The organism is Leptothermofonsia sp. ETS-13 (genome assembly GCF_049200465.1).
Lineage (GTDB): Bacteria > Cyanobacteriota > Cyanobacteriia > Leptolyngbyales > Leptolyngbyaceae > Leptothermofonsia.
This window is the reverse complement of sequence record NZ_CP120836.1, coordinates 3,116,174-3,142,637: the sequence shown is the minus strand read 5'-3', so window position 1 is coordinate 3,142,637 and position 26,464 is coordinate 3,116,174. Positions and strand designations below refer to the sequence as shown.

The following is a 26,464-nucleotide window of genomic DNA, read 5'->3' as shown; positions in this document are numbered from 1 at the left end:
TGTTCACTATAAAGTGCTCTGGTTAAGTAGTTAGGCGCAATTAAATGAAAGATGATTTCGGGGGTGGAGGGAGTGAAACCCCCTGCCTGGGGGCGCAGCCCCCATTCCTTCTGCTGACAATTAATTGGGTGGAGCTACTTACTTAATACGCAACCTACTTACTTAATACGCAACATCGAGTTGAAGATGGGAATGAAAAAATCTCAGAATCAGCGATGCCAGTTCGGATGCGTGATTTTGAGGCAAAGCGTGGTCAGCACCCGGAATGATTTCTAATTGAGCATTGGGGATTTCCCGCGCGTAGGTTTCTGAGTGCCATAGGGGGATGGTTTCGTCGCGATCGCCCGTAATCACCAGCACCGGCATCTGCAATTGGTGAATTGCCTTCTCTACAGTATCAATGGCGTCTTCTGGTCGAATGCGATCGCGGAGAAAAGAACAGGCTGCTGGATTTGCTATTAACTCCTGGCGGAAGTGGGCGATCGTTTGTAGGGTAGAAGCCTGGCCCAATAGACCTGCAACCGATTTCGCCAAACCCAGTCCCCAATCGATAATGGGGGTTTCCCAGAGCAACGGACGCAAATGATCATAGCGACCACAGAAACTATCATCCCGAATACCCGCTGCCGCTGCCAATACCAGGCTATTGACCGACTCTGGATAGGCCAGGGCATAGGCCGCCGCTACCCATCCTCCAAAGGAATGGCCCAAAATTGCACAGGGCTCCAATTTCAGTGTTTGGATAAAAGCACGGACAAACGCAACTTCCTTGGCAACGTCGTAGCGAATCATTGGTTTCGGGGACTCTCCAAACCCTAGAAGATCGAGGCTGACACAGCGGAAGTCAGTTTGCAATTTCTCAATCAACGGCATCCAGCACAGGCCAGTTCCCAGAAAGCCATGCAGCATCAGCAGAGTAGGACCTGAACCTGCCTCACGATAGGCAGCGGACAGCGGAACAGGAGGTTGGGCATCGAAGTGGACATTTAAGGTCAGCCGTCCCAGTCCATCACTTTTCATTTTCCAGGGCATCCTTTGCTTTCAAAAGCTCCTGCACATGCTCTGCACTAACGGTTGGATAGGCCAGATTGAGACTTTGCAGCTGCCTGGAAATGATGGTTGCAACGGCAAAACGGGTAAACCACTTGTAGTCGGCTGGAATAATGTACCAGGGTGCCCACTCCGTACTGGTGTAATTAAACACATCTTCATAGGCTTTCATGTAATCGTCCCAATGGCCCCGTTCCTTGACATCACTGAGTGAAAACTTCCAATTCTTTTCAGGCTGTTCGATGCGTTTTAAGAAGCGCCTTTTCTGTTCTTCCTTTGAAACATTCAAGAAAAACTTGAGAATGATAATCCCATTACTAACCAGATATTTTTCAAAGTGATTAATTTCCTCAAACCGCCGATTCCAGATCTCTTTCCCTTTAGCTTCAGGAGGAAGTTGCTGTCGTTCCAAAATTTCGGGATGGACCCGGACAACCAGCACTTCTTCGTAGTAAGAACGGTTAAAAATTCCAATCCGTCCTCGTTCTGGCAGAGCTTTGAAATACCGCCACAAATAGTCATGATCTAGCTCTTCTGCTGAGGGAACTTTGAAGCTAAACACCTGGCACCCTTGTGGGTTGATTCCAGACATGACGTGCTTGATGGTACTATCCTTACCCGCAGCATCCATTGCCTGCAACACAATCAACAGTGCATAAGTATTTTGGGCATAGAGAATATCTTGATATTTTGCAAGCTGCTGGATGCCTTCCTGCAATATCTGTTGAGCATCTTCTTTTTTTAAGAAATCTGCTTTGTAAGCTGGATCGTAATCCTTCTTCAAGGATATCTTCTGCTTGGGCGGAACGATAAATGACTGAATGAGTTTATCAAATTCCATAGCAACCTCTTTCAAAGATCCTTATGGATTATTCTGACTTCTAATTTTTACATCTGAGGAATGACGTGAGGCTAAGAAAAATCTATAAGAATAGAAACCAATAGAACTTTTTTCTGAATAAACCGATGACAACAGGCAAGCCTGAAACTCAAAAAACGGTGTTTAATACTCTCAATCCTACCGAACTTAAGCAGGCAACAAGGGAAGATCCGATTCACAAACGAGAGGGTAGCCATGAAGCGGATGTAGGTGACAATCCCAAGGAAGAAGGTGCAGGACAACTCGGAGCACAAACTGGGGTGGACACAGCTCAGAGTCAAATCGTGAATGCCAATTTATAGCGGTAGTCATTGTGGTTAGGACGGGGTGCAGGGGTTCCACCCCTGGCTGGGGGCGAAGCCCCAACTCCCTCTCTAATTCCAATGTCCTAACGCACCTGCGTAGAGCTATATCAGGGCACTATTAAATCAAAACGAAAGTTTTGTTGGGGGTGCAGGGGTGGAATCCTTGCTTGAGGGCGGAGCCTCCAAACCCCTATGTTGCAAAGTTTAGTGTTTACGAGACCAGTAGTACATGTTAGTACATTTCATAGCCAAATAGATTGGGATTTACTGCTTCCAGGTTTAAATCTGCCAATCCATATTCTGCCCAGCGGCGATCGACTATGGCTGCGGTTTCTGGATCAGGCTTCAATGGTTCACTCCAGGGGCGATCGCTCTCTGGATAAATCTTAGTGGTAGCATCAATGCCCATCCGGCTCCCCAGTCCGGGCTTTTCGGTGGCAAAGTCAAGCGAATCAAAGGGATTGTCAGGCAAGATGAATACATCCCTGATCGGATCGACCTTGGATGTAATTGCCCAAACCACTGCCCGCGGGTCACGAATGTTGATATCTTGATCGACCACCACCACAAACTTGGTGTAGTTGAATTGGGGAAGGGCGCTCCAAAAGGCTAAAGCGGCGCGGCGGGCGTGCCCCGGATAGGCTTTCTCAATTGAGAGAACGGCAATTTTGTAAGACAGCCCCTCCATCGGCAGAAAGAAATCCACAATTTCTGGAACTTGCTGGCGCAGGATAGGGGTGTAAATCCGATTGAGCGCCAGGGCCATCATGGCGTCTTCCTTGGGTGGGCGACCGCTGAATGTGGTCAGATAAATCGGGTCTTTGCGATGGGTCATGCAATGAAAACGAATCAAGGGAGCGTTTTCGTTTACGCCCCCATAAAAGCCCATGTGGTCACCCGCTGGACCATCAACCCCAACCTCACCGGGAGTAATCGTTCCTTCTAACACTATTTCAGAGTCTGCCGGAACTTCCAGATCCACTGTTTTGCACCTAGCAAGGTGAATTCCAGAACCAGCGTAAAGCCCGGCAAACAGCCATTCAGATAAATCAACTGGGAGGGGAGTGGCAGCGGCCATGATAATCAGTGGATCAACGCCAAGGGCGATCGCCACTTCCAGCTTCTGCCCTCGTTCCGTCGCCTTTCGCAGATGGCGAGTGGCTCCCCGCACTGAAAGCCACTGCACCGTCATTGTATTTTTGGACTGCAATTGCAAGCGATAGACGCCCACATTGGGAATTTTCGTCTCCGGGTCTTTCGTAATCATCAATCCCAGCGTGATTACCTTATTCGCATCCCCTGGATAAACCCGCAGCAAGGGGAGCTGGTTCAGGTTTACCTCTTCACCCTTCAAAACGACTTGCTGGCAGGGAGGCAACAAATCCCGCGCCGGTTTCGCTTTAATCACATCAAACAATGCCTTCCCCAGCTCAACTGCTTGCGAAATCTTTTTGGGCGGACGGGGTTGATACAGGAGAGCGAGTTTTTTGCCTAAATCTTCCAACTCTTCGGGTCTTTCCAGATTCATGGCCCAGCAGATGCGCTCCACCGTACCCATCAGGTTGATTGCAACGGGATAGGGAGAGCCTTTCACATTCTCAAACAGCAGGCCGGGGCCGCCGCACTGTAACATGCGATTGGCAATCTCAGCAATTTCCAGATTGGGGTCAACAGGAGCACTGATTCGTCGCAGTTGTCCCCGTTGTTCCAGCCGTTTGATGAATCCGCGCAGGTCTCTCGCCATAGTGAAGGAATGTAAAGCATCTGTCTTCATTATGAAGCGAGATGCTGTTTGTTAGAGCTTCCACTTGGCATCCACTTTACCCTCTTCACTAATCACAGTGATTGTAGCGGTTCCAGTTTTACCGTCGGATTGGGTGAGTTTGCACTGAACGCGTTCTCCAATTCGCTTAAATGGTTTGACCTTACCGCCGCAATTTGCCTTAATGTCAATTCCCTCCCGCTTTTTGATTGACTGCTGAAGCTGGGTTTCGGCTTCTGAAAGCAGCAGGATACGTCGGGTTCTAAAGTTAAGCGTGCCTTGAGCATCCTTGACGGTTACTTTGACAGGGAAGTTGCCCTGGGGAATTTGGGCTTTGCAATCAAATACTTTCCCTGTTTCCAAAGCAATCTCATCTGGACAGGAGACAGACTGGATGGGAACTCCAATTTCCTTCGGAAGGTTGTGGGCGATCGCCTGCTCCACCTGTTCCGTTGCTTTCAAAGGTTCGTTGCTGGTTACAGAAGCTCCCGTTACGCCGGGCGAATCAACTTTCGTTACAGTTTCCACCTGAGTTAACGGGCGAACCAAATTACTACAACCAGAAGTTAAACCAGTGATGAGAACGGTTAAGAGTACTCCAACCGAAATAGGCCTGAGGATGAGGTCTGTGGAGAGCATCTCTCTCTGTAGTTGGTATGCAGGGCTGATTCTAGCTCACATGATGGTGGCAGTGTTCGGCGCTGGCGTAATTTTGCAGAAAGTCCTTGACGGGCTGGGATCGGCCAAAATCAAACGATTCTGTTTCTTTATCCCAAAGCGCAAGTAGGGATAACCCTATATGGAGGTAGTAATTCCCCTACCTGACAAGAGCGGTTAAAATTTATTACCTTTTGTGTAAATTTTCGAGGGAAAATATTGCGAACTTTACACAACAATGCATTCAGCTTTATAAGTGAAGCAGGTGTTTCCGACTAGATATTTATACCTATTTATTCCCCTATTTAACATTTGGAGGTTAAACTATGCGGATTGCCCAAATTGCCCCTCTCTGGGAGCGAGTCCCTCCCCCAGCTTATGGCGGCACTGAACTGGTCGTTAGTCTGTTGACCGAGGAGCTGGTGCGCCAGGGGCATGAGGTTACGCTGTTCGCATCAGGAGATTCGATTACACAAGCAACTCTGGAGGCGGTGCATCCTCGTGCTTTGCGGTTAGACAATTCAGTCAAAGAATATGGCATCTACGAGATGTTACAGTTGAGCCAGGTTTACCAGCGAGCAGACGAATTTGATATCATCCACTCCCATATGGGCTGTTCCGCATTGTCCTATGCTCCGTTAGTGAAGACGCCAACTGTTCATACATTGCATGGTATTTTCACTCCCGACAATGAAAAGATGTTCATGCATGCACGTAAGCAGCCTTATGTGAGCATCTCGAACGCTCAACGGGAACCACGGCTGGGGCTAAATTGCGTCGCAACAGTCTATAACGGGATTGATCTTTCCACCTATACCTTCTTTCCAAAACCCAGTGACCCGCCGTACCTGGCATTTCTGGGACGAATTTCGCCGGAGAAGGGAACTCACCATGCCATTGAAATTGCCAAGCGTTCTGGCTGGCACTTGAAAATCGCTGGTAAGGTAGACGTGGTGGATGTGGAGTATTACGAGAATGAAATTAAGCCCCACATTGACGGTAAGCAGATTGAGTATCTGGGCGAAGCTAATCACGTTCAGAAAAATATTTTGATGGGGAACGCCTACGCCACCCTATTCCCGATTACCTGGCGTGAACCATTTGGTCTGGTGATGATTGAGTCGATGGCATCGGGTACTCCCGTAATTGCCATTGAGATGGGTTCAACCAAAGAGGTCATCGCCCACGGCAAAACAGGCTTCCTCTGCAAAGACGTGGAGGAATGTATCGCCGCGATTGACAAAGTGGCTAGTTTAAACCGTCAAACTTGTCGGGATCATGTAGAAGCAAATTTCAGTGTCCGACGCATGGCAGAAGGTTACCTGGAGGTGTATCAGCAAATCCTGGCAAAACGGTTTGCCTGCAATGGACATGCAAAAGGCATGGCACAAATTAGCAACCAGCTGTAATCTGAAACTAGTGTTGCAAACACTAAATTTTGCACCATGAGGGAGTGGGGTTGAAGTCTTCAGAAAGAAGTTTCACCCTCTCCAATCCTCTTAAAGAAATTACAAATGGTATTGGCAGAAAACTGCTGCCTATGTTCAAACCTTTGGCGGGGAAGTTTGGAGTTCTCTCAGACCTAACCTCCAGTTCTTCCCTTGGAGCGAAGAGGAGCTCTGATTCAAGCCCCTCTCCGTGGCGGAGAGGAGTTTGGGGAGAAGTCAAGCATTTGTGCATACAATGTAACTGCGTCCGGGAGGAGTGGAGAGGGGGCAGAGAGGCTTCAAACACAGAATTGCTCAGAATCAGAAGCCTCTAACTTCCGTAATAGAAGCGTTCGTGAACGACTTTGCCATCTTTCCACTTTTGAACAGAACCCTGATCGTAAGTACGATCATAAGTACGCTTGCCGTAATCGGCATGGGTGTAGTCCAGGAACCATTTGGAAATGATCACATCATCACCAAAGGCAACGGTTTTCACTTCAGCGCCTCGGAACTCGATTAGTTTTGAGAAGAATTCCAGTTCTCGCTGGCGATTTGCATCCTTTCCAACCGTTGCGGGATTTTCGTTCTCCTGGATTACCATGTCATTGGCGTAGTATTTCTCAAATACCTCCATTGCTTTGCCCTGAAAACCAGGTTTTTGATGTCTTCAAAGGCCGCTTTCAGATCAAAATCCGTCTTCAGATCTGTAGTCATGGCTGTCTCCTGTAAGTGTTTCAGAGGTGTGATTCGTAATGAAGGTTAAACACATTTGCCCATTCCACCCAAACCATTCCACCCAAATTAGCCAGCAATTGGGAAGAGCTAGAGGAAAAGGGCCATCAGAAATGTTCTAGTTCAATTTGTTTCATCGATAAAACTTTGAACTTAAATATTTTTTAAGATAGATATAGCACATAATTGTTTGTATGCAAATATTTCAGGATGAAATATTCAACAGGTCTGGGCAGATACCTCTAGCGGCCCATTTGCTCAATGCCTGGCTTTGACAGTTCTCTGAAAAGCCGCTCAACCTTCTCTAAATCCTTATCTCCGGGCGATCGCTCCACACTGCTAGACAGGTCAACCCCATCAGGAGCCACCTGCTCCAGGGCATCCAGAATGTTATCGGGAGTCAGACCACCAGCCAGAAGCCAGGGAAAGGGTGGGCGAAATTGGTGCAGCGATCGCCAGTTCAATGTCTTTCCAGTTCCCCCCGGCAGGTTGGGATGGTAGGCATCTAGCAAAAGCGCATCAATCACTCCTTCATAGCGGGTGACTTCCTCAAGCACTGCAATGGTGCGGACTCGCAACGCTTTAATGATTTCAATCGTGGGCAGAACTGCACGAAGTTGCTGACAAAATTCAGGCGATTCATCTCCATGCAGTTGAACCCCACTCAAATGACCGATCGCAACCGTTTTACCAATCTCCTCGATACTGGCATTGACGAAAACCCCAATGCGATCGCACCTCACCATTCCCTCTAGATTCACCGGCAACCCTGCCACAATCGCCCCAATTTGTTCTGGCAAAACGTACCGGGGGGACTGTCTGGCGCAGATGAATCCCAGAGCGGTGGCTCCCATCTCTGCGATCGCCCTTCCCTGCTCCACCTTCGTAATCCCACAAATCTTAACTCGCAAACCCATTACCTCTCCCCCTGTCGCTCTACACAGGTGCGTTAGTACCCTGGAATTAGAGAGGGAGTGGGGACTTTGCCCCAACCCCCCCTGTTCACAAACTAATTGTGAACGCTAAATAACCCTGGTTGGGGCAAAACAACACGAGCCCATCGCAAAATCAACCCAAAGATATCCGTTCCATAGCGATTCTACTTGGATTGTGGGAAGGAGTTCCTGCGATTCGTTCTCACAAAGCCTCTCCATCTCACAACTGATTTATAGATGTCGCCTTTATAGCTGTCGCCAGGTTGCTCAGAACGTTGGTTTTAGGGAATGTAGGGGCTTTATCTTCAGTCAAAGGGGCCAACCCCCTGCACCCCGTCCTAAGCCTGGTAACTATAGCTATAGGCTACTATAGCGGTTTCCATTTGAATAAGGTACGGGAGTGTGAGGTACAGTGAGGCTCTGCACCCCACTGTACCTCACACCCTTGAAAAGGGCTATATATGCTGGTGCTACCGATAAAACGTCACCTTATAGGATTTACCATTCTGAGGGGTATTGCGGTTCACCAGATCAGAAAGCGTATTCGTGCTATGAATCACCTCCCAGCCAACTGGGGAAAAAGTCTCTGGCTTGAAAATACTCTCCGCTAGCAAAGGATTTGTCAAAGCTTGAGAAAAGGCATCAATTCCAACCAGTCGCCCGATGAGAGGGGCCAGTGCTGAGTTTTCTCGCACATCTTCAGCATATAGTCCAACATAAAACTCAAGCTTGTCTACATCCCCGTAGAGGTTCTTTAACTTTTCCTGGGCGTCTGGATCACTGGTAATTTGATTAAAATCCGTCACCCGCGGGTACTTACACATCTCACGGTAATCGTTGTAGCTAGCCATCTGAGACTTCCGCCCTAAATCAATACTGGCTAACTCCACTGGCAGCAGGAAATCGGCGGTATTGAATAACCCAATGCGGGCGGCTGGTTGAGAAGAGGTTTCCTCAAACAAGGTTCCCAACCCCTGATCAATTAGCATCTGGTTGTTCCATAAGCTGGCTTGCATGGAAATCTCTTGCCCGGCATAGATGAGGGTGCTGGGAAGGGCGCTGTGCCAGCGGTAAACTAGGCTAAATTCCATCGTCATCCAGTTGGTGCGATACCATCTTTCATTGGTAAAGGAGGAGGGATCGACAAAGAATTTGAAGTGATAGGGGGTGATGTGATTGATGTATTCTTCTAATACGATTTTCATAATCACAACCAGCAAGATGTTTCTCGCCGTTTGAAAGAGGCGCTCATCATCCCAGGTTGGATAATTCTTTGCCAGTAAATCGCAGAGTCGATTGTGCTCCCGTAGGCAAAGCACATTTAGCATCACATACCCAATTTGTACGTTTGCCCGTTCAACTCCCATGGCAAACAGTTTGGCTTTTTTCGCGGGCTCTAGCTTTCTCTCATCACTGAGTGGTTCATAAAGTCCTTCAAACTCTGGTTTCACGACCCCTTTTTCAGGATCTTCATAATAAAACAGAGGGTATTCTTCACCATTCAAAATCTGGCTTTTGAGTTTACCTCCCTTAAAGGCTCTGAGCATAGCAGTTTTGCTTGCGTTCAACCCGTAGACCGGACATAGATCGATGTGGTGATTGGAGGTATTCTTAAACCATTCGACCTGATCCTTCTTGCGCAGAAAACCATCGGTAAACCACTGTACCCAGTAGGGAAATAACAGCGTAGACTTTTCTGAATAAATGGTGACGGGTTTACCATTCAGTTCTTTCTTCTTGAAGAGAACCGCAAGTTCTTCAAGGGCAGGTAAATTTCCGGGTTTATTAAGTTCTGGATCAGGAGGGAGATGACGTCCTGTATAGGTGCGATCAATGAGCGACTCCCAGGAAGTGTAGGTATCTGTTTTCTTGGGGAGCCCTTTTCCCGGAACATATCCTTCAATCACCTGGAATCTGTCGTCAGCCGTCCCTGGAATGAATGGATCCAGTGTCATCAAACTAAACGCATAGGGACGGGTTGGGGCTTTGTAGATGGCATTGTTAATTAGAAATTTATTAACTTTGCGTTTAAGGGTATCGTTACTTTGGATGAAATCCCAAAGACCTTTAAAGTTAGTTAAAAGTAAAGTTTGAAGTTTGTTATCAATACCGTCCCTGGAGGTATCTCTTTTTTGAGCCATTGTGGAGGTATCTCTTTTTTGAGCCATTGTGGAGGTATCTCTTTTGAGCCATTGTGGAGGTATCTCTTTTTTGAGCCATTGTGGAGGTATCTCTTTTTTGAGCCATTGGATTATTTCCTCTTAGCAGTTCTCCATAATGTCCCTCAACCCAAAAGATTTCGGAGGCTGACAAGTCCTTTTTGCAAGCTTCAAGGATCCTCTGAGTTGGTATTCGTATGAATCAGGCGATCGCGATCGCCTGGATGATCCAGATGATTCTACCAGTGTGATTGTTACAGTCAGCTCAGCTTTAGCATAGTGTTACGGGTTTGATGGGGTGTACTCACGTGATGCTAACTGGTAATTTCTCAAACTGCATAACCTCATTCGGGTGAGAAGGGTTTTGCTCTTTGAGTGGGTTGATGTAGGAAGAAGTAGAGGGTTGGTAGGGGGTAGAGGGGATGGGGGGGAAGTTCCATGGAACATCTCTAGAAGAGACTAACTCCAACACGACTGGGGTAAGATTTTGCTACAAGGCACTAACTAAATTAGGCGATAGTTTCACAATCAGGGGAGAATCTGGCACGGTTAGCGTTAACTGAGTCGGGGTGGAATATTGACCAACTGGTGCAGCCGAACTATTGGATAAATAGGTGGTGGCCTGGGCGATCGCAGTATTCAGCGTTAGATTCACCGTCTGGCTACTCGCCTGGTCGGTGCTGGGAACTTCAAGCCAGAGCACCAGGTAAAAACTGCCATCACTTTTCTGTAATAAGGTGGTGCGAACATTCTGGGTGTTACCGCTGAGAGAATAATCCAGCGTTCCCGGTGTGAATGGAAGTGCGGTATCGTTCAATATCCCAATCAGATTTTGCAATGCAGTGTACGCGGGTTTGGGAGTGCCATCATAGCGCACGATGCCATAGTTATATTCACTGTTATTAGGGTTAGGGAATTGATCTATAAATTCGTAGGAGAATGTTCGAACTACGCCACTGTTGAAATTTTCCAGGAACATTCTGGGAATATATTTACCCTGCACAACTTCAGAAACGGGGCGATCGGACAGAGGGCTACCTGTGGAATAGCCAATTTCCGTGACAACGGTCGGACGGTTAGCAGTTGGTCTGGAACGATTTGCCAGATCCCGAAGCAGATTGCCATTACCGGGATGCAATGGATTACTGTAGGGGTGAGCATTTCCATAGTCAACCCACGGGCTTAAATCACCCACTAAGGTGCTGGAGTCGGGATACACAAAGGAGGGACCAATCACAGCAACGTTTTGAGTGACTGGATCACCGTTAAGGGCGTTGTAGGTATCTTGCGTGAAGTTGCGCAGGTAAGTGATCCAGTTTGCATCGGTTACAGGCTGACCATTGTAAAAATAGCCATTGTTCCGTGTGATATCGAACTCATTTAAGATTTCAATGGCTTCCACACTCGCAGGCACCAGATTTTTGACCAGCGTGAGAACATCATAACCGGGAGGGTTCATATTGTAAGATGCTGTTGGACCTGTCCCAATAAATGGATCAATCACAATGGTTGAGCGAATTCCTGATGTGCCTAACTCATTGGTATGTTGAATCCAGAGTGGATCGCTCCCCCCATCTCGAATGTGACGGATCCCTAATTCAAGCAATCGCTGTCGGATGAGGGGGTAATTTCCGTAGGCGGTGTCATAGTAACGCAGATGGGTATTAAATCCAATGGAATCAATAAAAGAGTAGGCAGGTCTGGCCTGAGCCGTCACGATCGCCCCTGCGTTTAACCCATCCGTACTGGGAAAAAGATAGGTTTGCGGGATAATTTCTTTGCTTTGACTGGGGCTTGACCACAAAAGTTGGGCGGTTGCTACACCCATGAGGTCGTAATACTCCAGTTGAATGTCATAGTTCTGTCCCGCTGCTAGGGTAATGGTGCCCACATTTTCAGTGAGGGAATGGCTTGTCCAGTTGTCAATAATGAGTTGCCCATTCACCCACAACCGCACCCCTTCATCAGTGTTGGTGTAGAACGTATAGGTTTCGGAGTATTGCGGCTGAATTTTTCCAGTCCAGCGAACGGAAAAAGCATCGGAGGGCAAAGTGACCGAGGGTGAACCTTCGCCCCAGTTAAAGTTGACTACTGGATCAATACGAGTCTCTCTCAGATTTGTCAGGTCGAGTTCTTCATAGTACTGAGCCAGTAATCCATTATTGACTGCAGTAGTGATGGATTGACTCGCAACTGGATTGCTAGCAGCAGCAACCGGGCCAGAGGCTCTGGCACCTGAATTATTGGAACTGGTATCGACTTCAGCAACTCCGGTAACAGTTTCGCTGGTTGATGAGGCCCTTGCCTGTAGCAGCAGTCTTTGCTGTGCTGACGGTTTCATTCGCAATGGTGCGATCGCTATATCGAATGAATTGGAATCAATGGGGGCAGTTCGTAGGCTTTTAACTGGATGGCCAGGATCGCTCAGGTTGTTGAATGCTAAATCTAACACCTTGTCTCTTCCTATTATTAGAGTTGGCAGAACCAAACTATAAGACACGATAAAAAGAAGCTAGTACAGCAAAACGAAAGTTTTGTTGGGGGTGCAGGGGTTCCACCCCTGCTTGGGGGCGAAGCCCTCAAACCCCCATGTTGCAAAATTTAGTGTTGCCAACACTAGTAGCGATTAGCTAATCGCTATCCGCTCTTTTCAAACCAGGATTACTCACAGGATGAATAGCTGGGCTGAGCCATAACACATCAAGCCTATAGTTGGAATGGTTCAAGCAGTTGCTGACCGATCTTACGGCAATTCTGTATTTGATTCTTCTTGCCGACTCAATGAGGGACTCAACAGAAAACCAACGACTGATGAAGTTCAAAAATCAAACAAAGCCTCTCAAAATCCTAATTCTTTTGAAGGCGAGGGTTAGAACAAATGAGCCTAATAATGCTACCAGAAATCGAGCTAAAGGTCCTGCTCCTGGAATAAATTCTGAGAGGGATTCTAGAAAATAGGTGTGGTCTGTAAAGAATGTATGAAGCCCATAAATTCCTAAAGAACAACCAGCGAGAAAAGTGATAATTCGAGGGGGTTTTTGGTTTGAAAGTAAAGCGAGATACAAGAGAAGCCAGGAACCAAAGATGAGAGAAAGCCGTGAGTACTGAGGAAACCTTTCAAAGAAATACCATTCCAGCACCGTAAAAGTTAGAAATAGTATCAGTAAAATCCATAACTTGAGTTTAAGTATTCCCCTCGGTTTTCTCAGTTTTCCTCCTTTAAAGTCTTGTACAGCGATCGCCGCTGTAAAGACGTAGGGCAGAAAACTGAGAGGATTTTGAATTTGAGTCAGTACTTCCCGATCTTGACTAATGACTGAATCAATGATTGGGAAAGAGATAACCAAAATACATGAAACGAGAAGAAGGTAATAAAGAATTCTTTTCAATAATTTCTCTTTTAACTGGTTAAAGATTGGAGTCAGGATTTCAGCCACAGCCGTCAAGAAAATGAGGGAGAAGAAGAAGTAGAAAGGTGAGTAGCCACCACTGATGATAAAGCTAACAAAGTTGCCAGTTGAAGAAAGTCCATACTCAACTTTGGGCACTTTTCCGGCCAGAACAAAGTCAAAGATCAGCTTTGCAATTGACCAGAAGAGGTAAAGGGCTACAAGTCTGGGTAAGCGTTTTTTCACAAAATAGGTTCGCCCCTCCTGCTCGCTCCTGAGAAAAAACAGAAAAAGCGCGATTTGAAAGAAAACTGGTACTGCCAGATAACCAATATTGGCATTTAAAACATCAGCGACAGGTTTAAGCCCCAATTTACCAGTCAATACCACAAAAAGGTTGGCATGCAACATCACCACCATCGCTGCAAAGATAGCGCGGAGAAAATCGAATCCTGCAAATCTGTCTGGCTGCACTTTACGCGCGCGATCGCAGTCCCGATCAAGACGGGCAGCACTCATTGATGGAGCAGCCATTCAACAACCTCCGTTGTATTCACTTCTAAAGGTAGATAGGCGACATAAAGGTAGATAGGCGACAGGGAACACAGAGGAGTTAGAAAGAAGAAAGAAGAAAGAAGAAAGAAGAGGAGGGTAGAGGGGCAACTCCAAACTCCAAACTTCTTCTCACACCTCGCACTTCATCCCTCACTTAATTAACAATTCTCGATAAACCGCTAAAGTTTCACTATGAACTCGTGCAACACTGAGCCATTCCAGATTTTGCTGAGCTCGGTGTTTCCAGGCGTTTAACTGATCGGAACTTTTAAGCAATTGAGTGATGGCATTGGCCAGTGTTTTTGAATCTGCTGGAGGTACCAGAATGCCTGCTTTACCATCATCAAGAGCTTCAGGAATGCCATCGATGTCGCTGGCAATGATAGCACACCCCATTTCCCGTGCTTCAGATAGAACCAGCCCAAAGGGTTCTCGGTGGGAGGCTAGCACAAAAATATCCGTAGACTGAAGGTAGCGTTGGGGTTCTGGCTGAAATCCTTCGAAATGGATGCGATCGCCAGCGGAACTGCGTTGAGCCTGGGCTTCAAACGTGGGGCGATCGGGACCATCCCCAATCAGATAAAGATGGGCTTCTGGAAATTCGGGAGCAATTTGCTCAAATGCAGTAATTAATTCGGAAATTCCTTTGCGATGGTACATTCCAGCAACTGTTGCGATCGCCGGACGGCACAGGGATACAGGCTGTTCAGTAACTCCATGGCGCGGACTGCCTACCGTACCATTCCGAACTACATGCAATTTTTCAATGGGAATACCCCGACGTTGCATGGATTCCATCACGGCATGGCTGACGGCAATGACGCGATCGGCTAAACCCATCAAGATTGCGCTCCGTTGAAACTCATTATGGACTGTGGAAACTAATCTGTAGTGAAATGATCTTCTCAATGCCCATGCCAGCAACACTCCTGTCATCATGTGGGCATGGACAATTGCTGGCTGAAATGATTGAATCAGCCGGTGATAGCTTCTGGCTGCATTGATCAAATTCAGTGGTCGTTTGCTCTGATCTAAATGAAAATGCTTCACTCCATATTGAGCCAGGAGTGCTTCGTATTCTCCCCCGACTGAGGCGATCGCAACATTATGCCCCGCTTTTGCCTGTAAACACGCCAGATCAACGGCGACATTAATAATGCCGTTGCCCAGTTCACGAATGTCATTAAGAATATGAAGGATGTGCATGGTGGGCAGAGATAAGAAGTAGGGAGTGGGGAGGTTCAAGGGTGAGGGGCTAGGGGCTAGGGGACTAATGGCTAAAAGCTAATAGTCTATTTCCATCCGTGATGCTATAGCGTTCACAAACTATTTGTGAACAAGGGGAGGTGGGGGCGAAGTTTCCACGCGGGGGTTCTTTACCCTGTTCAAATTTCAAGCAGGATCGCTATATACGCAGTGAGTTCTAACAGTTTGCAAACCCTCCTTTTCCAAAAGCCTGTGCAGGACGTTGATGTATTGATTAACAACACAATCAAGGGAAAATGCCTGGGCACGTTGCTTCAGAACCTCAGGATTGGTGGGGTGATCGAGAGTGGTGGCGATCGCGTCGGCCAGAGCTCTGGCATCACCAACAGGGACTAACTTTCCGTACTTGCCATCCATCAAAATTTCTGCTGGTCCACTTTCACAATCCGTTGAAACAATGGATGTTCCAGTTGCCATCGCTTCGGCTACGACATTGCCAAATCCTTCAAAAATTGAGGAGAGGGCAAACACCTGGGCATGGGCCATGTAGGCATAGGGATTTTCCACAAATCCGGGCAATGCCACGTCCTGTTCCAGTCCCAATTGACGAATTTGTGCCTCCAGTTGAGGACGGTCTTCCCCTTCACCCAAAATCATCAGTCGGACTGCTCGCTGCTGCCGTAATTGGGCGAAGGCATCAATCAACGTTGGAAAATCTTTTTGGCTGACTAAGCGCCCAACTCCCAGAATGACCGGCGGTTCACCGGGTGCAAACCAGGGGTGATTGATCCGGGCTTGCATGTTCTGCAAGACTTCGGGGGTAACAACGGGATTATAAATCACCTGGATGCGATCAATGGGAACGCCAGTCATTTCAGATACATCTTCTGCAACCCCTCTGGAGGCAGCCACGATCGCATCTGCCCAGGGGTAAAACCAGCGTACCAGAAGGGGCCTGACCTTTCCCATCGTGTTAGGTTGATGGTTACGAAATTGGCGCGAGAGATGGGTTTGCACACACATCACAATCCGGGTAGAAACGCCTGCCAACCGTTGTGCCCATATCGCTGAACTGAGAATGTCCAGAGCAGAAAACAGGACGGCTGGCTGCTCCTGCTGTAAATAGCGTCGAAGAGCGATGGTTTTAGACACAACCACGGGAGAACGAGACTTTAAATCCACCACTCGTACAGAAGCGGATACATGGGATAAGTAGTCTCCCTCTGCTTTAGCCAGCACCAGATCGGTTGGAAAGCCTCTTTCAGCCAGTCCCTGCGCCAGGTGCAGCATTGCCCGTTCTGCGCCGCCACCTGCCAGGGCTGGCAGAAAGAAACTGATTCTGGGGTTTGGGAATGGGGTATTCATCAAAATGACTCCATGAGTGATAAGTAGATGGTCATAATTAACTGTAAGAAGGGGGAGTGGGGGCTGCGCCCCCAGGCAGGGGGTTTCACCCCCTCCACCCCCGAAATTATCCTTAATTTAATTGTGCCTAGCGACTTAACGTCTTTAGATCTATCAGCTACAGGCGTGTGGATTGAGTATGAGGAGTAGGGTGTGGGGAGTAGGAAATATAGTGGCGATCGCGGTTGCAGACCTGCTCCAATAATTGAGCTACTTGCTGATTAATGACATCCCGGTGAAACCGCTGCTGAGACTGGATTCGAGCTTGATGGGCAAAGGTCTGCGTCCACTCCTGTTGTGTTTGATAAAGGCAGATGACTGCCGCTAACTGCTCCGGATCTCCCGGTGGCACCAGCCAGTCCACAACGCCTAGTTGAACCAGTTCAACAACACCTCCAGCCTGGGCAGCAATGACAGGGCGCTGGCACAACATCGCTTCCACAACCACGCGCCCAAATGGTTCTGGTGCAATCGAGGTATGGGCGATCGCATCACAGGCACACATCAATGGCACAATATCAGAGCGAAACCCCAAAAATCGGACACGTTCTTGTAATCCCAGTTCTATCACCCGCTTTTGCAGCATTTCTGCATAGTCCTGTTCGCCATAGAGGGCATCGCCCACAAAGATGGTAGTAATGTTTTCTGGACAACGTTGCAGCGCTTCCAGCAGAATGTGTTGTCCTTTCCAGGGAGACAGGCGGCTGAAATGTCCAATCAGAAATTTGCCTGGGAATTCTAATTGTTGTCGGACTTGTTCAATTTGGATGCGATCGCACTCATACTGAGTAGGATCAAAACCGTTATACACAACATGGGTAATTTCTGGACGGCCACCCGCTTCCACAAAGGCCGTGCGAGCTGCTTCAGAGGTGGCAAATACCTGTGATGCAAAGCGATTTGCCAGTGTGACTGCCAATGAAAGATTGGTTGAGCTAAAGTGTTCGGCTGAAAGGATATCGTGTAGATGGAAAACGAGCGGGCGTTGGCTGAGAAAACTGGCAAGGGCTCCAACGACCAGCGCTTTTTGCGTATTGGCGTAAATCACATCAAACTGTTTGCTTAGTTGTACGACTCTGGCAACCAGGGGCAGCAGTTGCCCCAAACTTTTGATACCTGTGATCCAGCCGCTATCCTTACGGACTTGCAGGGGGCGATTCGCCAGTACTTCTACCGGAATCTGTTCCTGTTCAAGGAGCTGCTTGAACGGACCATCGCTAAACAAGCCTACCAGACAGCGATCGCGGTAAGGTTTCGCAATCTCAATCAGGCAAAGTTCCGCGCCACCGGGTTGTCCGCTCTGATCCAGAAACAGGATTTTCATGATTAACCACCCTTTCAAGCTGAGAACTAATCGACTGTGCCGAAATGGCTTTCATCCGCTGGTAGTTGTAATACTTCTGAGCCGCCAGTGCAACTCCAGCAAATGACCACATCACAATTCCAGACAATGCGGCTGTCGCACTACCCAGACCCACCTGAGCAAACACCCCTAAACTAATCGCACGGGCCGCACTCATGAATGAGTCAGAGCGCCCAACCGTACTTTGAAATAAGCTGAAGAACATTAAAGCAATCCCGCTGAGATAGGGAATCGTACCAAACCAGCCCAGGTAGAAAAACATGCTCAAAATACCACTGTCATTGGCTCCCAGGCTGTCGCTTTTGATGAAATATCCCAGACCTTCACCGGGAACTTCTGCCAGGGCTTCTCCCAAAATTTCGGTGTAGCCAGTGATGCGATCGTTATAACTGACATCCTTGCTGGCATTGGTAAAGGTCTGGAGGCGGGCAGAAATTGTACTGGCAAATGGCTCTAAATTGATCACTGGAATCACACAAATTGCCATCACCATGACCGTAATCACAAGCCGGACCTGGAGCCTGGGCTTGAGGGATGGAATGAACGTCAGGACGCCAACCACCCAACCTAACCAGGCAGAACGGACCATGGATAAAAGAAAAGACAGATAGCCAACCGCAACTGCTGGAAACCGGATAATACTTTGACTACTAAACAGCAACAGTAACCCTGCCATCATCACGGTCGCAAATGGCCCCGGTGAATTCATGGTGCTAAACACCCGCATGCCAAGGGGTTCTGGTCTGCCAAATGCCAATAAACCTGTATTCACCAGCCAGAAACGATCCCACTGGGGTGCAACCAGATATTGAAACACTCCATAGGCTCCTGTAACCAGTACACCCCAAATAAATACCCGTTGCAGATTCTGGCGATAGCGAGGGTAGTCTCGCCAGTGAACCAGCAGGTGGAAAGCCAGCAGGATGGGAGCCAGCCAGTTCAGGAGGGCAACGGTTGCGGAGGTGGGATTTTGTTTAAGAATGCCAACCAGGTAGCCGTAGGTCACTCCCATCATGGAAAGCACAAGTGGCAATCCACCAATTTGCGCTGCTCGTGGCAGTTTTCTGATCAGAGTCAATGTCGTTACCATGATCACTAAAAACGGTGCTAGCAGCACAGGGCTGGGGTCTACCCAACCACTCTGGTAATCCACTAAACGGCGAATTAAGGGAGATAGAAATGCCACCCACCAGGTAAAACCCAAGTAAAGAATGGGGTAGCGAACATACAGAAATGCACCCACTAGAAATGCCCCTGCAGGGTAAGCCAGACGTAAAATGCCACCCGCCTGCGCCAGAATACACAGAGCCGTAAAGCCAAACAATCCCAAAATAGCAGTCCATGCCAGGGTTGGTTGTAGACTGATGGGGCTTTTGAATTTAGAAGGGGCAGTTTGGCTCAACATGGAGGGAACGCTAGAAATGGGTGCTGTGGCTGAGTTAGGGTTCGGTCATTCGTGATGAATTAACGATTAATTGATCAATTTATTGGGTTACGAATTGCTGGAGTTGAAGATTTACTGGCTTTCCAGGTGATTTCGTAAAGCTTAATTTCTTTTAGAAAAATGTAGTAGCTCCAGAGAACAGCCAGTGAAAAACCGGCCAGCCCCTGTCGAAACAGGCCGTACCAAAAATATTGCTGAACAAATTTTGCAGGTGGTTTGAGCAAGAGGCGAAGCAGTCTGAAGCGTTGACCGTTGCGATAGGCCTGTTTGGCATCCAGATCGGTGTAGCGGTTGAAGCGAATGACCAGATCGCTAATGTCGCGGAAACCGTAATGCCAGATGACGCCGGGTAATTTAACAACTGGAGCATCTCTGAGATCCGGTCCTTCATGAACGAGAACATCTTTGATGCGAAACACCTGCTTGTTATACAAACGGGTGTGATATTCCGGGCGGCTGTCTAACCATTTGTCCCAAAAGTCACCAATTCGCATGGCTGAAAAAGCGTTGGCTTCCAGGATGGGCGATCGCTTCCAGCTCAATAAGTTCGATGCCAGTTTGGGATCAACCACCTCATCCGCATCAACGAAAAATATCCAGTCGTTCAATGCCTGATCGGCTCCAAAATTGCGTTGATTCGCATACCCAGGCCAAGGATTGTAGTAAACCTGACAACCCAACTCCTGGGCGATGTGAGGGGTTTCATCCTGACTGCCGCCATCAACGACTACAATTTCATCGGCAAACGGTTGACAGGAATGAATGGCATTCGCAAGGCATTCCTGTTCGTTTTGAGCGATGATAACAACCGAAATTTGACGAAATTGGGTCGGGGCTTGATTACTTACTGGCGACGGGCTGGAGACAGTCATGGCTGGTTCCTCTTAACTGACGAGCTTTTTCATAAAGTTCAAGATTATGCCGGGCAACACGAGACCAACTGTAATTCTGGGCAGTCCGGTAAGCGTTGCGGCGTAACTGCTCTAGGTAGGAATGGTTTGTCAATAGCTGATTCAATGCCTGCTCAATTGCCTGGCTATCTCGACAGGGAATTACGATCGCATCCTGCCTATCCTGGACAATTTCGAGGGGCCCTGGAGTTGCCGTTGTGATCGGAGCCAGCCCACAGGCCATCGCCTCAACCAGGGCCACTCCAAAGCCTTCGGAAATCGTGGGAAATAACTTGATATGGTGGCCTTTAAGGAGGAAAGGCAACGTCTCATGGGCATAGCGGGGAATGACATGGACGCGATCGCGCACTCCTGGATCAAAATCTGCGTAAACCTTTTTCTCTTCACATTCGGTGCCAAAGAAGCTGACTTCTACATTGGGGTAGCGGTTCAAAATGGCATTCAGAGCGGGACTACCGTAGTGCACTCCCTTACGAATGATGTAGGTACTTACCTGCGCAATTCGGATGGGTTCATTCTCTGCTAATGGCTCAAACGGCTGACTGAGAAAGGTTTCGGGAATTCCATTAGCAACGATATGGGCTCGTTCAGAATACACCCCCAATCTGTTAATGGCGTATTCGCGATCGCGTCGATTCAGCAGTAGCACCAGATCGGCATAACGCATGGAAGCCGCCGCTTCCCACAGCCGGATGCTACCGCGATAGAGGGGATACTTCCAGCTAAAGCGCAAATTTCCCCGTTGCACTTCTTCCACATATTCCTCATGCTCAATGTGCTCTAACCCATGACAACGGGCAATGATGAGCGGACGGTTCTGCCGTTTCCGGTTCAGCATTGCCCACAGCCAGCCATCGCCGGTAGAGGCATCAATCACATCTAAACTGCCCTGTCGCTCCAGCGAGGCTGCATGGTTTGCCACAAATTCTGGGAACAATGCGACTTTGGCTAGGGGATGTAGTGGTTGCGGCAGGCTGTCGTAGGAATAATACTTGACCTGATGTCCCAGGCGTTCGTACTGCTGACCCAGTCGCCAGGTGACACCCGCCGCTCCCGCGTTGATGTTGAAGTTGTAGTGACAGGTGAACAGGACTTTCATGGGTGGAGGGGTGAAGGGGTGGGAGAGTTCTGAATTTAAGACGAAAGGCGAAGTGGGTAGGGTGGGCAATGGTCACCTACAGCGTTTTTCAGTTGAGTTCACAATCGTTAAGGGGCTAGGGGCCAGGGAGCTGGGGACTAAAGAGTGGTTTATGCATTTGAAACTAGCTGCAAGCGATGGCGATGTTAGTTTTCGGGTACGCTCTTAGAGCAACTTTGTGGAACAGGGATTCTAGTATCTGAAAATTGGTGTGGGCGTTGAATTTTTGCTCTGCGATTTTGCGTCCTTTCATTCCCATGGTTTGGCCCAGGGCGGGATTGTTCATGAGGGTGCGAATGCTTTTGGCCAGGGAATGGCGATCGCCCGGTTCGACTAAGAAACCTGTTTCCCCATGGGTCACAATTTCGGGAATGGCACTGATGCGGGTGGCAATAATCGGTAAACCAGCCGCCATCGCTTCAATGAAGACCCAACCGAATGGTTCCGCATAGGTTGGCATCACAAAGACATCGGCTTGCTGGTAAAGGCTCAACCACTCTGGCGTGTAAGCAGTGATATTCCGGTAGATGTGAATATTGGGATGAGAACAGGTAATGTCGGCCTTGGTCACTAAATGTAGCTCTGCCTGATCCGCTAATGTTTCCAGAAAGACTGTCAGCAAATCCTGCCCGCCTTTTCGTTCAAAGTCGCCACCCACAAACAAAATGCGGTAGGGAGTTTGATTGGAGGGCTTTTCAGCGGGAGTGATTTTCGTCAGATCCACACCTGGATAAATGACTCTTACTTTGTCGGGATCAATGCTGTAATCTTCAATTACCGATTGGCGGGCTGCTTGAGAGAATGTCACCATGCTTGCCGCAGTTTCATAAATTCGCTTCTCCAGATGTAAGTTGGGGGCGTAAGTCCAGCGCAGGTTGGGAGCGGTTTTTATTCTGGATGCCTGAGCTGCGGTCATATCGAGGCTAATGACGGTCGGATGTTTTCTGATTAAATCCAGTGAAGCTAGGGCCAGGGCCTGGGTATGGAAATGTAGGACAGAGTAATGGGTCTGTTTCAGTTTTCGGAGGGCTAATCGTCTGGCCAGGTAGCTAAAGCCGTATTGAATTCGAAACCAGCGAAAATCCAGGTTTTGGGTTTGCACCCAGTGATTTGGAATGCAGAGGCTGAGCAGGCGATTGATCAGGCGAGTTGTAAATTCACGCTCGTCGTTGTACCAGTAAAGCTCGGTTTGGCAGGAAGTGCTTTGGCTAAAGTAATTTTTCATTAGATCACCATAGGTGCGATGACCTAAATAACTTTCAATGATTGAGAGGATTTGGGGGCAATATGTCTCTTTAAGGCTATCGGGTGTAGAGATCTTAGCTTCGTTGGAGGCTGGCTCCGGAGGACTTCCCCCCGCCCCCCCGCTATTTGGGGGCCTCACTCCCCCCAACCCCCCGAAAGGTTCTGGCAGCGGAATTTCCAATCCAGCGCGACGAGAATCGGTCGAGACTCCTCCACACACTCCAACAGGTGTTCCAACTTTCGTCTCCTCACTTTTCGGGTCAGAAAGGGGGAACGAATGTTGCATAGAGGATCGATTCGACGGGTGCAGGTCCAAACTGGGAATTAGATTTTGAGAATAATCTTGTGGATTTTCAGATCGAGTGAAATCCCAGGGTAGCCCGTACTCTGCAATCAGTTGGCGAGCAAGTTGATCTCTTCCCAAGTAAGGGTAGAGCCGATCGCGACTGATACGATTCAGCGCTTTTTTGATGAGATAAAGGGGATAGGTTGTGATCAGAGCAGTAAGGTAATTGAAAGCCTGGGGGATGGATTGGGATTTTCTAGTAGCCCGGAACAGTGAACAGGCATGCTCATTTTGTAAGTCTGCCAGGATCTGGCTGTCATCTAATGGTTTCTTTAATTTCTGACTACTTTTGCTGTGTTTGAAGAGGGCAAGATTTTTTTGCGCGATCGCCAGCAAGTCTTCAGTCACATGGGGCATCATGGCGTCGTCCGTTGCCTGCCCCTCATATACGCGCCAGGTTGCCAGCCGTTTGGGAATGTAGAGAGTATCGGTGTAGAGTCCCAAACGCATGGTCCAGTCGTAGTCTCCAATGACGCCGTAATCGCTGGAAAATCCTTCCAGCTTTGGGATCAGGCTACGGCGAAAAACAAGCGACGTGATGGTTTGATACAACGCCCGGTAGACAAAATGCATCATGAATTCGGTCAGCCCTGAACGGCGATGGGTTGTCTGATTTGCATTGGAATAGATGCCAAATGCTTTCTGTACCAGGGCTTGATGGGGGATGATAACGGTTCCTGCTGCATCAATCAGATCGAAGGGGAAGTGGCAGGCGTCAATATCGGGGTGGGAGTCGAGGGCTGCGATCGCCGTTGAGGCCAGTTCAGGAAAACAGGTATCATCACTGGTCAAAAAGTAGAAATATTCCGTTTCTAAATGCCTCAAACATTCATTCCAGTCAGCGTACATTCCCTGGCGCGTTCCCCGCAGTAAAAGGAAGCGAGGATCGGCAGCATACTGCTGCACGTATTCCCAACTGCCATCGGTAGAGTAACCATCCACCAACACACAACGCCAATTTGAATAATCCTGCGCCAGAATGCTGTCAATGCAAGCTGGCAAATACTTCGCCTTATTCAAATTGGGAATGCAGAAGGTAAATCTTGAATCGCTCATGATGCCCTCAATCAAGATTGGTTACGGGGTGGGTGGATGAGTGGATGGGTCGGTGGGTGGATGAGTAAATGGGCGTTTCTAAAGGTAGGGTGTCGGGTTCAGCTAATTCCAAAAATTCTTTGACGGCTGCCCAGCGAGCATCAAAGGTGTAACAGGTGCGAAACAGAGTCAGCGCATTCTGCCGTAGGCGCTCAATTTCACCGGGTTGTTTATAGAGGTTTACCAGCGCTTTGGCCATTAAATCGGGACGGTAGCGGGGCACGATGATGCCATTGAAATGACTTTGAATAATTTCTCTAGGCCCCAGAATGTCAAATGTGATAGGGATACAGCTGGTTGCCATCGCTTCCAGGGGTGGTAAGGGACCTCCCTCACCCCAGAGGGGATCTTTTCCTAAATTCATGGTGAGAAACACGGTGCAGGTCTGCATTCCGGCAAGAATGTCCGCTTCCAGTCCTTTTAGCTGGAAAAGTTCCAGATTCAAACCCTGTGATAGGGTAGTGTCCCGAATGATATCGAGATAGCGTTCTGTGTGTGGTCCTTCATCCATGTAGCCGACTCGTAACGACTTACGTTTCGCTTCATCGGGAGTCCACAGTCCGTCATCTACCAGATTGGGAAGTAATGTACAGGGTTTGCTGAAATAGGCCATGTGCCAGGCTTGAATGGTGCGAGAAATTCCCGCTGTGTTCCTGATTTTGGTGCGGTACAGATTGGCGAGGAGTGGGAAATGTTCGTTTTCACTGAAGCAGAGATCCATATCCCAGTAATAAACCTGGTCACATTCCTGGAGAAACGGTTCTGCCTCTGCCCAGGAAGTGATACAGCGAATATGGGGATGAGATTGCCGCATCACCCGAAACTCTGCCAGGGAAATATGGGGTTGATGGTCAATCAACCAGGGTTCATAAGTACCGTCATAGGTGACAATGTAAGCTTCGTATCCCCGTTGTCTTAGCAGCTTGACCAGACAATTAAATTCTTTGATGCCACCGTTGTATTTCCAGCCGCCACCTTCATCCGGACTCATACAGGCGGAGATGAAAATCACGGGTTTGGGAGCATCCAGAGAGTGAATTTCCTGCCGGAGTCGTTGCTGAAATTCAGCGATCGCCGCTGCTCCCCAGTCTTTCTGGGCAATGACCCCGGAATCATAGGCCACTTTTTTGAAGAGAGTGTGCAATCCCAGGAAGCGAGAGGTAAAACGTGCCCCATCAATGATAAGGTCGCGCAAATCGCCTTTAGCTAATTGCAGAAATCGCCCAAAACTGAGTCTCATTCGATTGATGCCACTGGGGATACGCCAGTATTTCATCATGGTTTACCTGGTTAGAGAATAGGGAGGGGGAAAGGGGAGAGAAGACAGGAGACAGGAGTTAGGAGTCAGGGATTGGGAACTGGGGATTAGGGATTGGGGGCTACTAGGGAGCAGGGACTGGAGCAATTCAGAACTCAAAACTCATCCACCCATCCACTCATCTACTCATCCACTCCCCCCTTTACCGCTTCCATTCGTCACGGCTGTGTAAAGAGTGTTTTTGATTTTCTGCTTCACTCTGGTTAAAAAGCTGGGTTGTTCTTGCCTGAAGAATTGCTCTAACATCTCCCGGTTCCGGTTCAGGGCTGCCAGAGCCAGTTCTTGCTCATTGCTTGTGACCATACCGGGTACATTCATAATTTGATTGGTTTGTTCACTGGCAATAATTTGTGCGATCGCTTCCCGGTGCCATTCTTTAATGAATCCGATATTGCGTTTTTCCAGTTCTTGCAGCCTGAAATCTGGCTTTTTGCGGGTAGTGCCCCAGCTCACGTCTGATTGATAGCGAACACCAAACACGGCATTCTGGTAACCTGCTTGAGCGCAGCGGATGGAGTACTCAAAGTCATCACACATGTAGGGGGCCAGCTTTTCTTCTAACAACCCGACGGTGCGAATCAGTTCAAAAGGGATACAGACCGGGCTTTTAATCGCGATCGTGCGGTAAGCTAGTTGACCTGGCAATAATACGTGGGCAGTTGGAATTCCATGCCCATAGGCATTCTCAACATAATCGGCAAAGGGCTGCACAGAATCCGACGTGAGCATGTCTTGAGCAAGATTGGCACCATGCCGGAATGAAATGAATCCCAATTGGGCTCCTGCCCACTCATAAAGTTGAGTAATCTGTTCTTGCAAGCTGAACTCATGCAACAGAACATCATCCTGCAAGATGATGTTGTAGCCCTCACCTTCCTGGTTAGCGGCCTTTAACCCAGCATTAATGGCGCGAATTTCATGAACATCTGGTGTGTAGACCTTTGTAATTGGCACATGGGCAAAAGTTTTGAGCAGGTCATCCACGATCGCTTCCGTGCCGTCCGTACAGCCATCTAAAACCGGGTAAACATGGCTGTTATCCCGACAACCAATCAGGACACAGATCAAAACCTCTCGGATCAAATCTTCTTTGTTATGAATCGTGATGATGTAGTTAAACTGGGGTGTTTGAGACATATT

20 protein-coding genes are annotated in these 26,464 nt (G+C 48.4%); 2 read left to right on the top strand and 18 right to left on the bottom strand.

What is annotated here, in order from left to right; all coding sequences use genetic code 11:
• Positions 1–162 precede the first annotated feature (162 nt).
• Both P4D80_RS14265 and P4D80_RS14260 read right to left on the bottom strand, forming a co-directional pair.
• A complete protein-coding gene (locus tag P4D80_RS14265; protein ID WP_421654667.1) occupies positions 163–1,020 on the bottom strand; it encodes an alpha/beta fold hydrolase in 858 nt (285 codons plus the stop codon).
• Positions 1,010–1,891 carry a polyphosphate kinase 2 family protein gene (locus P4D80_RS14260; RefSeq protein WP_421654666.1) on the bottom strand — a complete coding sequence of 294 codons (882 nt, stop codon included), beginning with the start codon at positions 1,889–1,891 and terminating at the stop codon, positions 1,010–1,012. Before P4D80_RS14260 ends, P4D80_RS14265 begins: the two co-directional genes overlap by 11 nt.
• 125 nt (positions 1,892–2,016) lie before the next feature.
• Here P4D80_RS14260 and P4D80_RS14255 point away from each other — a divergent pair, with 125 nt between their 5' ends.
• On the top strand, positions 2,017–2,232 hold the full coding sequence (locus P4D80_RS14255; protein ID WP_421654665.1) for a hypothetical protein: 216 nt from the start codon (positions 2,017–2,019) through the stop codon (positions 2,230–2,232).
• A 235-nt stretch (positions 2,233–2,467) separates the two neighbouring features.
• Here P4D80_RS14255 and P4D80_RS14250 read toward each other — a convergent pair whose 3' ends face one another.
• Complete coding sequence (locus P4D80_RS14250; protein WP_421654664.1) at positions 2,468–3,979, bottom strand: UbiD family decarboxylase; 1,512 nt, start codon at positions 3,977–3,979, stop codon at positions 2,468–2,470.
• Positions 3,980–4,030: 51 nt separating this feature from the next.
• Positions 4,031–4,546 (bottom strand): DUF4333 domain-containing protein, encoded by a 516-nt coding sequence (locus tag P4D80_RS14245; RefSeq protein ID WP_421654663.1) that lies wholly within the window; start codon positions 4,544–4,546, stop codon positions 4,031–4,033.
• 434 nt (positions 4,547–4,980) lie between these two features.
• Here P4D80_RS14245 and P4D80_RS14240 point away from each other — a divergent pair, with 434 nt between their 5' ends.
• Positions 4,981–6,063, top strand: coding sequence for a glycosyltransferase family 4 protein (locus P4D80_RS14240; RefSeq protein ID WP_421654662.1), 1,083 nt, complete (start codon positions 4,981–4,983; stop codon positions 6,061–6,063).
• A 349-nt stretch (positions 6,064–6,412) separates the two neighbouring features.
• Here P4D80_RS14240 and P4D80_RS14235 read toward each other — a convergent pair whose 3' ends face one another.
• From P4D80_RS14235 to P4D80_RS14170, 14 genes are all read right to left on the bottom strand, one after another.
• On the bottom strand, positions 6,413–6,718 hold the full coding sequence (locus P4D80_RS14235; protein WP_421654661.1) for a hypothetical protein: 306 nt from the start codon (positions 6,716–6,718) through the stop codon (positions 6,413–6,415).
• A gap of 340 nt (positions 6,719–7,058) precedes the next feature.
• Positions 7,059–7,733, bottom strand: coding sequence for a phosphoribosylanthranilate isomerase (locus P4D80_RS14230; RefSeq protein WP_421654660.1), 675 nt, complete (start codon positions 7,731–7,733; stop codon positions 7,059–7,061).
• A 488-nt stretch (positions 7,734–8,221) separates the two neighbouring features.
• Positions 8,222–9,919, bottom strand: coding sequence for a peroxidase family protein (locus tag P4D80_RS14225; protein WP_421654659.1), 1,698 nt, complete (start codon positions 9,917–9,919; stop codon positions 8,222–8,224).
• Between the two features lie 481 nt (positions 9,920–10,400).
• Entirely contained in the window at positions 10,401–12,362 is a 1,962-nt protein-coding gene (locus P4D80_RS14220) for a PA14 domain-containing protein (protein WP_421654658.1), read from the bottom strand.
• A gap of 373 nt (positions 12,363–12,735) precedes the next feature.
• Positions 12,736–13,833: an acyltransferase gene (locus P4D80_RS14215; protein ID WP_421654657.1), complete on the bottom strand. Its 1,098-nt coding sequence runs from the start codon at positions 13,831–13,833 to the stop codon at positions 12,736–12,738.
• A 171-nt stretch (positions 13,834–14,004) separates the two neighbouring features.
• On the bottom strand, positions 14,005–15,060 hold the full coding sequence (locus tag P4D80_RS14210) for a glycosyltransferase family 4 protein (protein ID WP_421654656.1): 1,056 nt from the start codon (positions 15,058–15,060) through the stop codon (positions 14,005–14,007).
• A gap of 186 nt (positions 15,061–15,246) precedes the next feature.
• Entirely contained in the window at positions 15,247–16,425 is a 1,179-nt protein-coding gene (locus tag P4D80_RS14205) for a glycosyltransferase (protein WP_421654655.1), read from the bottom strand.
• A 157-nt stretch (positions 16,426–16,582) separates the two neighbouring features.
• Positions 16,583–17,788, bottom strand: a complete 1,206-nt coding sequence (locus P4D80_RS14200; protein ID WP_421654654.1) for a glycosyltransferase — start codon at positions 17,786–17,788, stop codon at positions 16,583–16,585.
• Positions 17,727–19,232 carry an O-antigen ligase domain-containing protein gene (locus P4D80_RS14195; protein WP_421654653.1) on the bottom strand — a complete coding sequence of 502 codons (1,506 nt, stop codon included), beginning with the start codon at positions 19,230–19,232 and terminating at the stop codon, positions 17,727–17,729. The genes P4D80_RS14200 and P4D80_RS14195 overlap by 62 nt, the downstream gene beginning before the upstream one ends.
• A 74-nt stretch (positions 19,233–19,306) precedes the next feature.
• Positions 19,307–20,143, bottom strand: a complete 837-nt coding sequence (locus P4D80_RS14190) for a glycosyltransferase family 2 protein (RefSeq protein ID WP_421654652.1) — start codon at positions 20,141–20,143, stop codon at positions 19,307–19,309.
• Positions 20,112–21,281: a glycosyltransferase family 4 protein gene (locus tag P4D80_RS14185; protein WP_421654651.1), complete on the bottom strand. Its 1,170-nt coding sequence runs from the start codon at positions 21,279–21,281 to the stop codon at positions 20,112–20,114. Before P4D80_RS14185 ends, P4D80_RS14190 begins: the two co-directional genes overlap by 32 nt.
• Before the next feature lie 163 nt (positions 21,282–21,444).
• Entirely contained in the window at positions 21,445–23,967 is a 2,523-nt protein-coding gene (locus P4D80_RS14180) for a glycosyltransferase (RefSeq protein ID WP_421654650.1), read from the bottom strand.
• 7 nt (positions 23,968–23,974) lie between these two features.
• Positions 23,975–25,285 (bottom strand): glycosyltransferase, encoded by a 1,311-nt coding sequence (locus P4D80_RS14175; RefSeq protein ID WP_421654649.1) that lies wholly within the window; start codon positions 25,283–25,285, stop codon positions 23,975–23,977.
• Between the two features lie 165 nt (positions 25,286–25,450).
• The gene (locus tag P4D80_RS14170; RefSeq protein WP_421654648.1) at positions 25,451–26,461 is read right to left on the bottom strand and encodes a glycosyltransferase; all 1,011 of its coding nucleotides are present in this window, start codon (positions 26,459–26,461) and stop codon (positions 25,451–25,453) included.
• Positions 26,462–26,464 lie beyond the last annotated feature (3 nt).

What these genes read in the sequence shown, in the direction of transcription:
- P4D80_RS14170 (WP_421654648.1), bottom strand. Translation starts at nt 26,461, where the DNA reads ATGTCTCAAACACCCCAGTTTAACTACATCATCACGATTCATAACAAA.
- P4D80_RS14230 (WP_421654660.1), bottom strand. Translation starts at nt 7,733, where the DNA reads ATGGGTTTGCGAGTTAAGATTTGTGGGATTACGAAGGTGGAGCAGGGA.
- P4D80_RS14255 (WP_421654665.1), top strand. Translation starts at nt 2,017, where the DNA reads ATGACAACAGGCAAGCCTGAAACTCAAAAAACGGTGTTTAATACTCTC.
- P4D80_RS14175 (WP_421654649.1), bottom strand. Translation starts at nt 25,285, where the DNA reads ATGATGAAATACTGGCGTATCCCCAGTGGCATCAATCGAATGAGACTC.
- P4D80_RS14265 (WP_421654667.1), bottom strand. Translation starts at nt 1,020, where the DNA reads ATGAAAAGTGATGGACTGGGACGGCTGACCTTAAATGTCCACTTCGAT.
- P4D80_RS14205 (WP_421654655.1), bottom strand. Translation starts at nt 16,425, where the DNA reads ATGAATACCCCATTCCCAAACCCCAGAATCAGTTTCTTTCTGCCAGCC.
- P4D80_RS14250 (WP_421654664.1), bottom strand. Translation starts at nt 3,979, where the DNA reads ATGGCGAGAGACCTGCGCGGATTCATCAAACGGCTGGAACAACGGGGA.
- P4D80_RS14235 (WP_421654661.1), bottom strand. Translation starts at nt 6,718, where the DNA reads ATGGAGGTATTTGAGAAATACTACGCCAATGACATGGTAATCCAGGAG.
- P4D80_RS14210 (WP_421654656.1), bottom strand. Translation starts at nt 15,060, where the DNA reads ATGCACATCCTTCATATTCTTAATGACATTCGTGAACTGGGCAACGGC.
- P4D80_RS14215 (WP_421654657.1), bottom strand. Translation starts at nt 13,833, where the DNA reads ATGGCTGCTCCATCAATGAGTGCTGCCCGTCTTGATCGGGACTGCGAT.
- P4D80_RS14260 (WP_421654666.1), bottom strand. Translation starts at nt 1,891, where the DNA reads ATGGAATTTGATAAACTCATTCAGTCATTTATCGTTCCGCCCAAGCAG.
- P4D80_RS14225 (WP_421654659.1), bottom strand. Translation starts at nt 9,919, where the DNA reads ATGGCTCAAAAAAGAGATACCTCCACAATGGCTCAAAAAAGAGATACC.
- P4D80_RS14195 (WP_421654653.1), bottom strand. Translation starts at nt 19,232, where the DNA reads ATGTTGAGCCAAACTGCCCCTTCTAAATTCAAAAGCCCCATCAGTCTA.
- P4D80_RS14240 (WP_421654662.1), top strand. Translation starts at nt 4,981, where the DNA reads ATGCGGATTGCCCAAATTGCCCCTCTCTGGGAGCGAGTCCCTCCCCCA.
- P4D80_RS14180 (WP_421654650.1), bottom strand. Translation starts at nt 23,967, where the DNA reads ATGAGCGATTCAAGATTTACCTTCTGCATTCCCAATTTGAATAAGGCG.
- P4D80_RS14185 (WP_421654651.1), bottom strand. Translation starts at nt 21,281, where the DNA reads ATGAAAGTCCTGTTCACCTGTCACTACAACTTCAACATCAACGCGGGA.
- P4D80_RS14190 (WP_421654652.1), bottom strand. Translation starts at nt 20,143, where the DNA reads ATGACTGTCTCCAGCCCGTCGCCAGTAAGTAATCAAGCCCCGACCCAA.
- P4D80_RS14200 (WP_421654654.1), bottom strand. Translation starts at nt 17,788, where the DNA reads ATGAAAATCCTGTTTCTGGATCAGAGCGGACAACCCGGTGGCGCGGAA.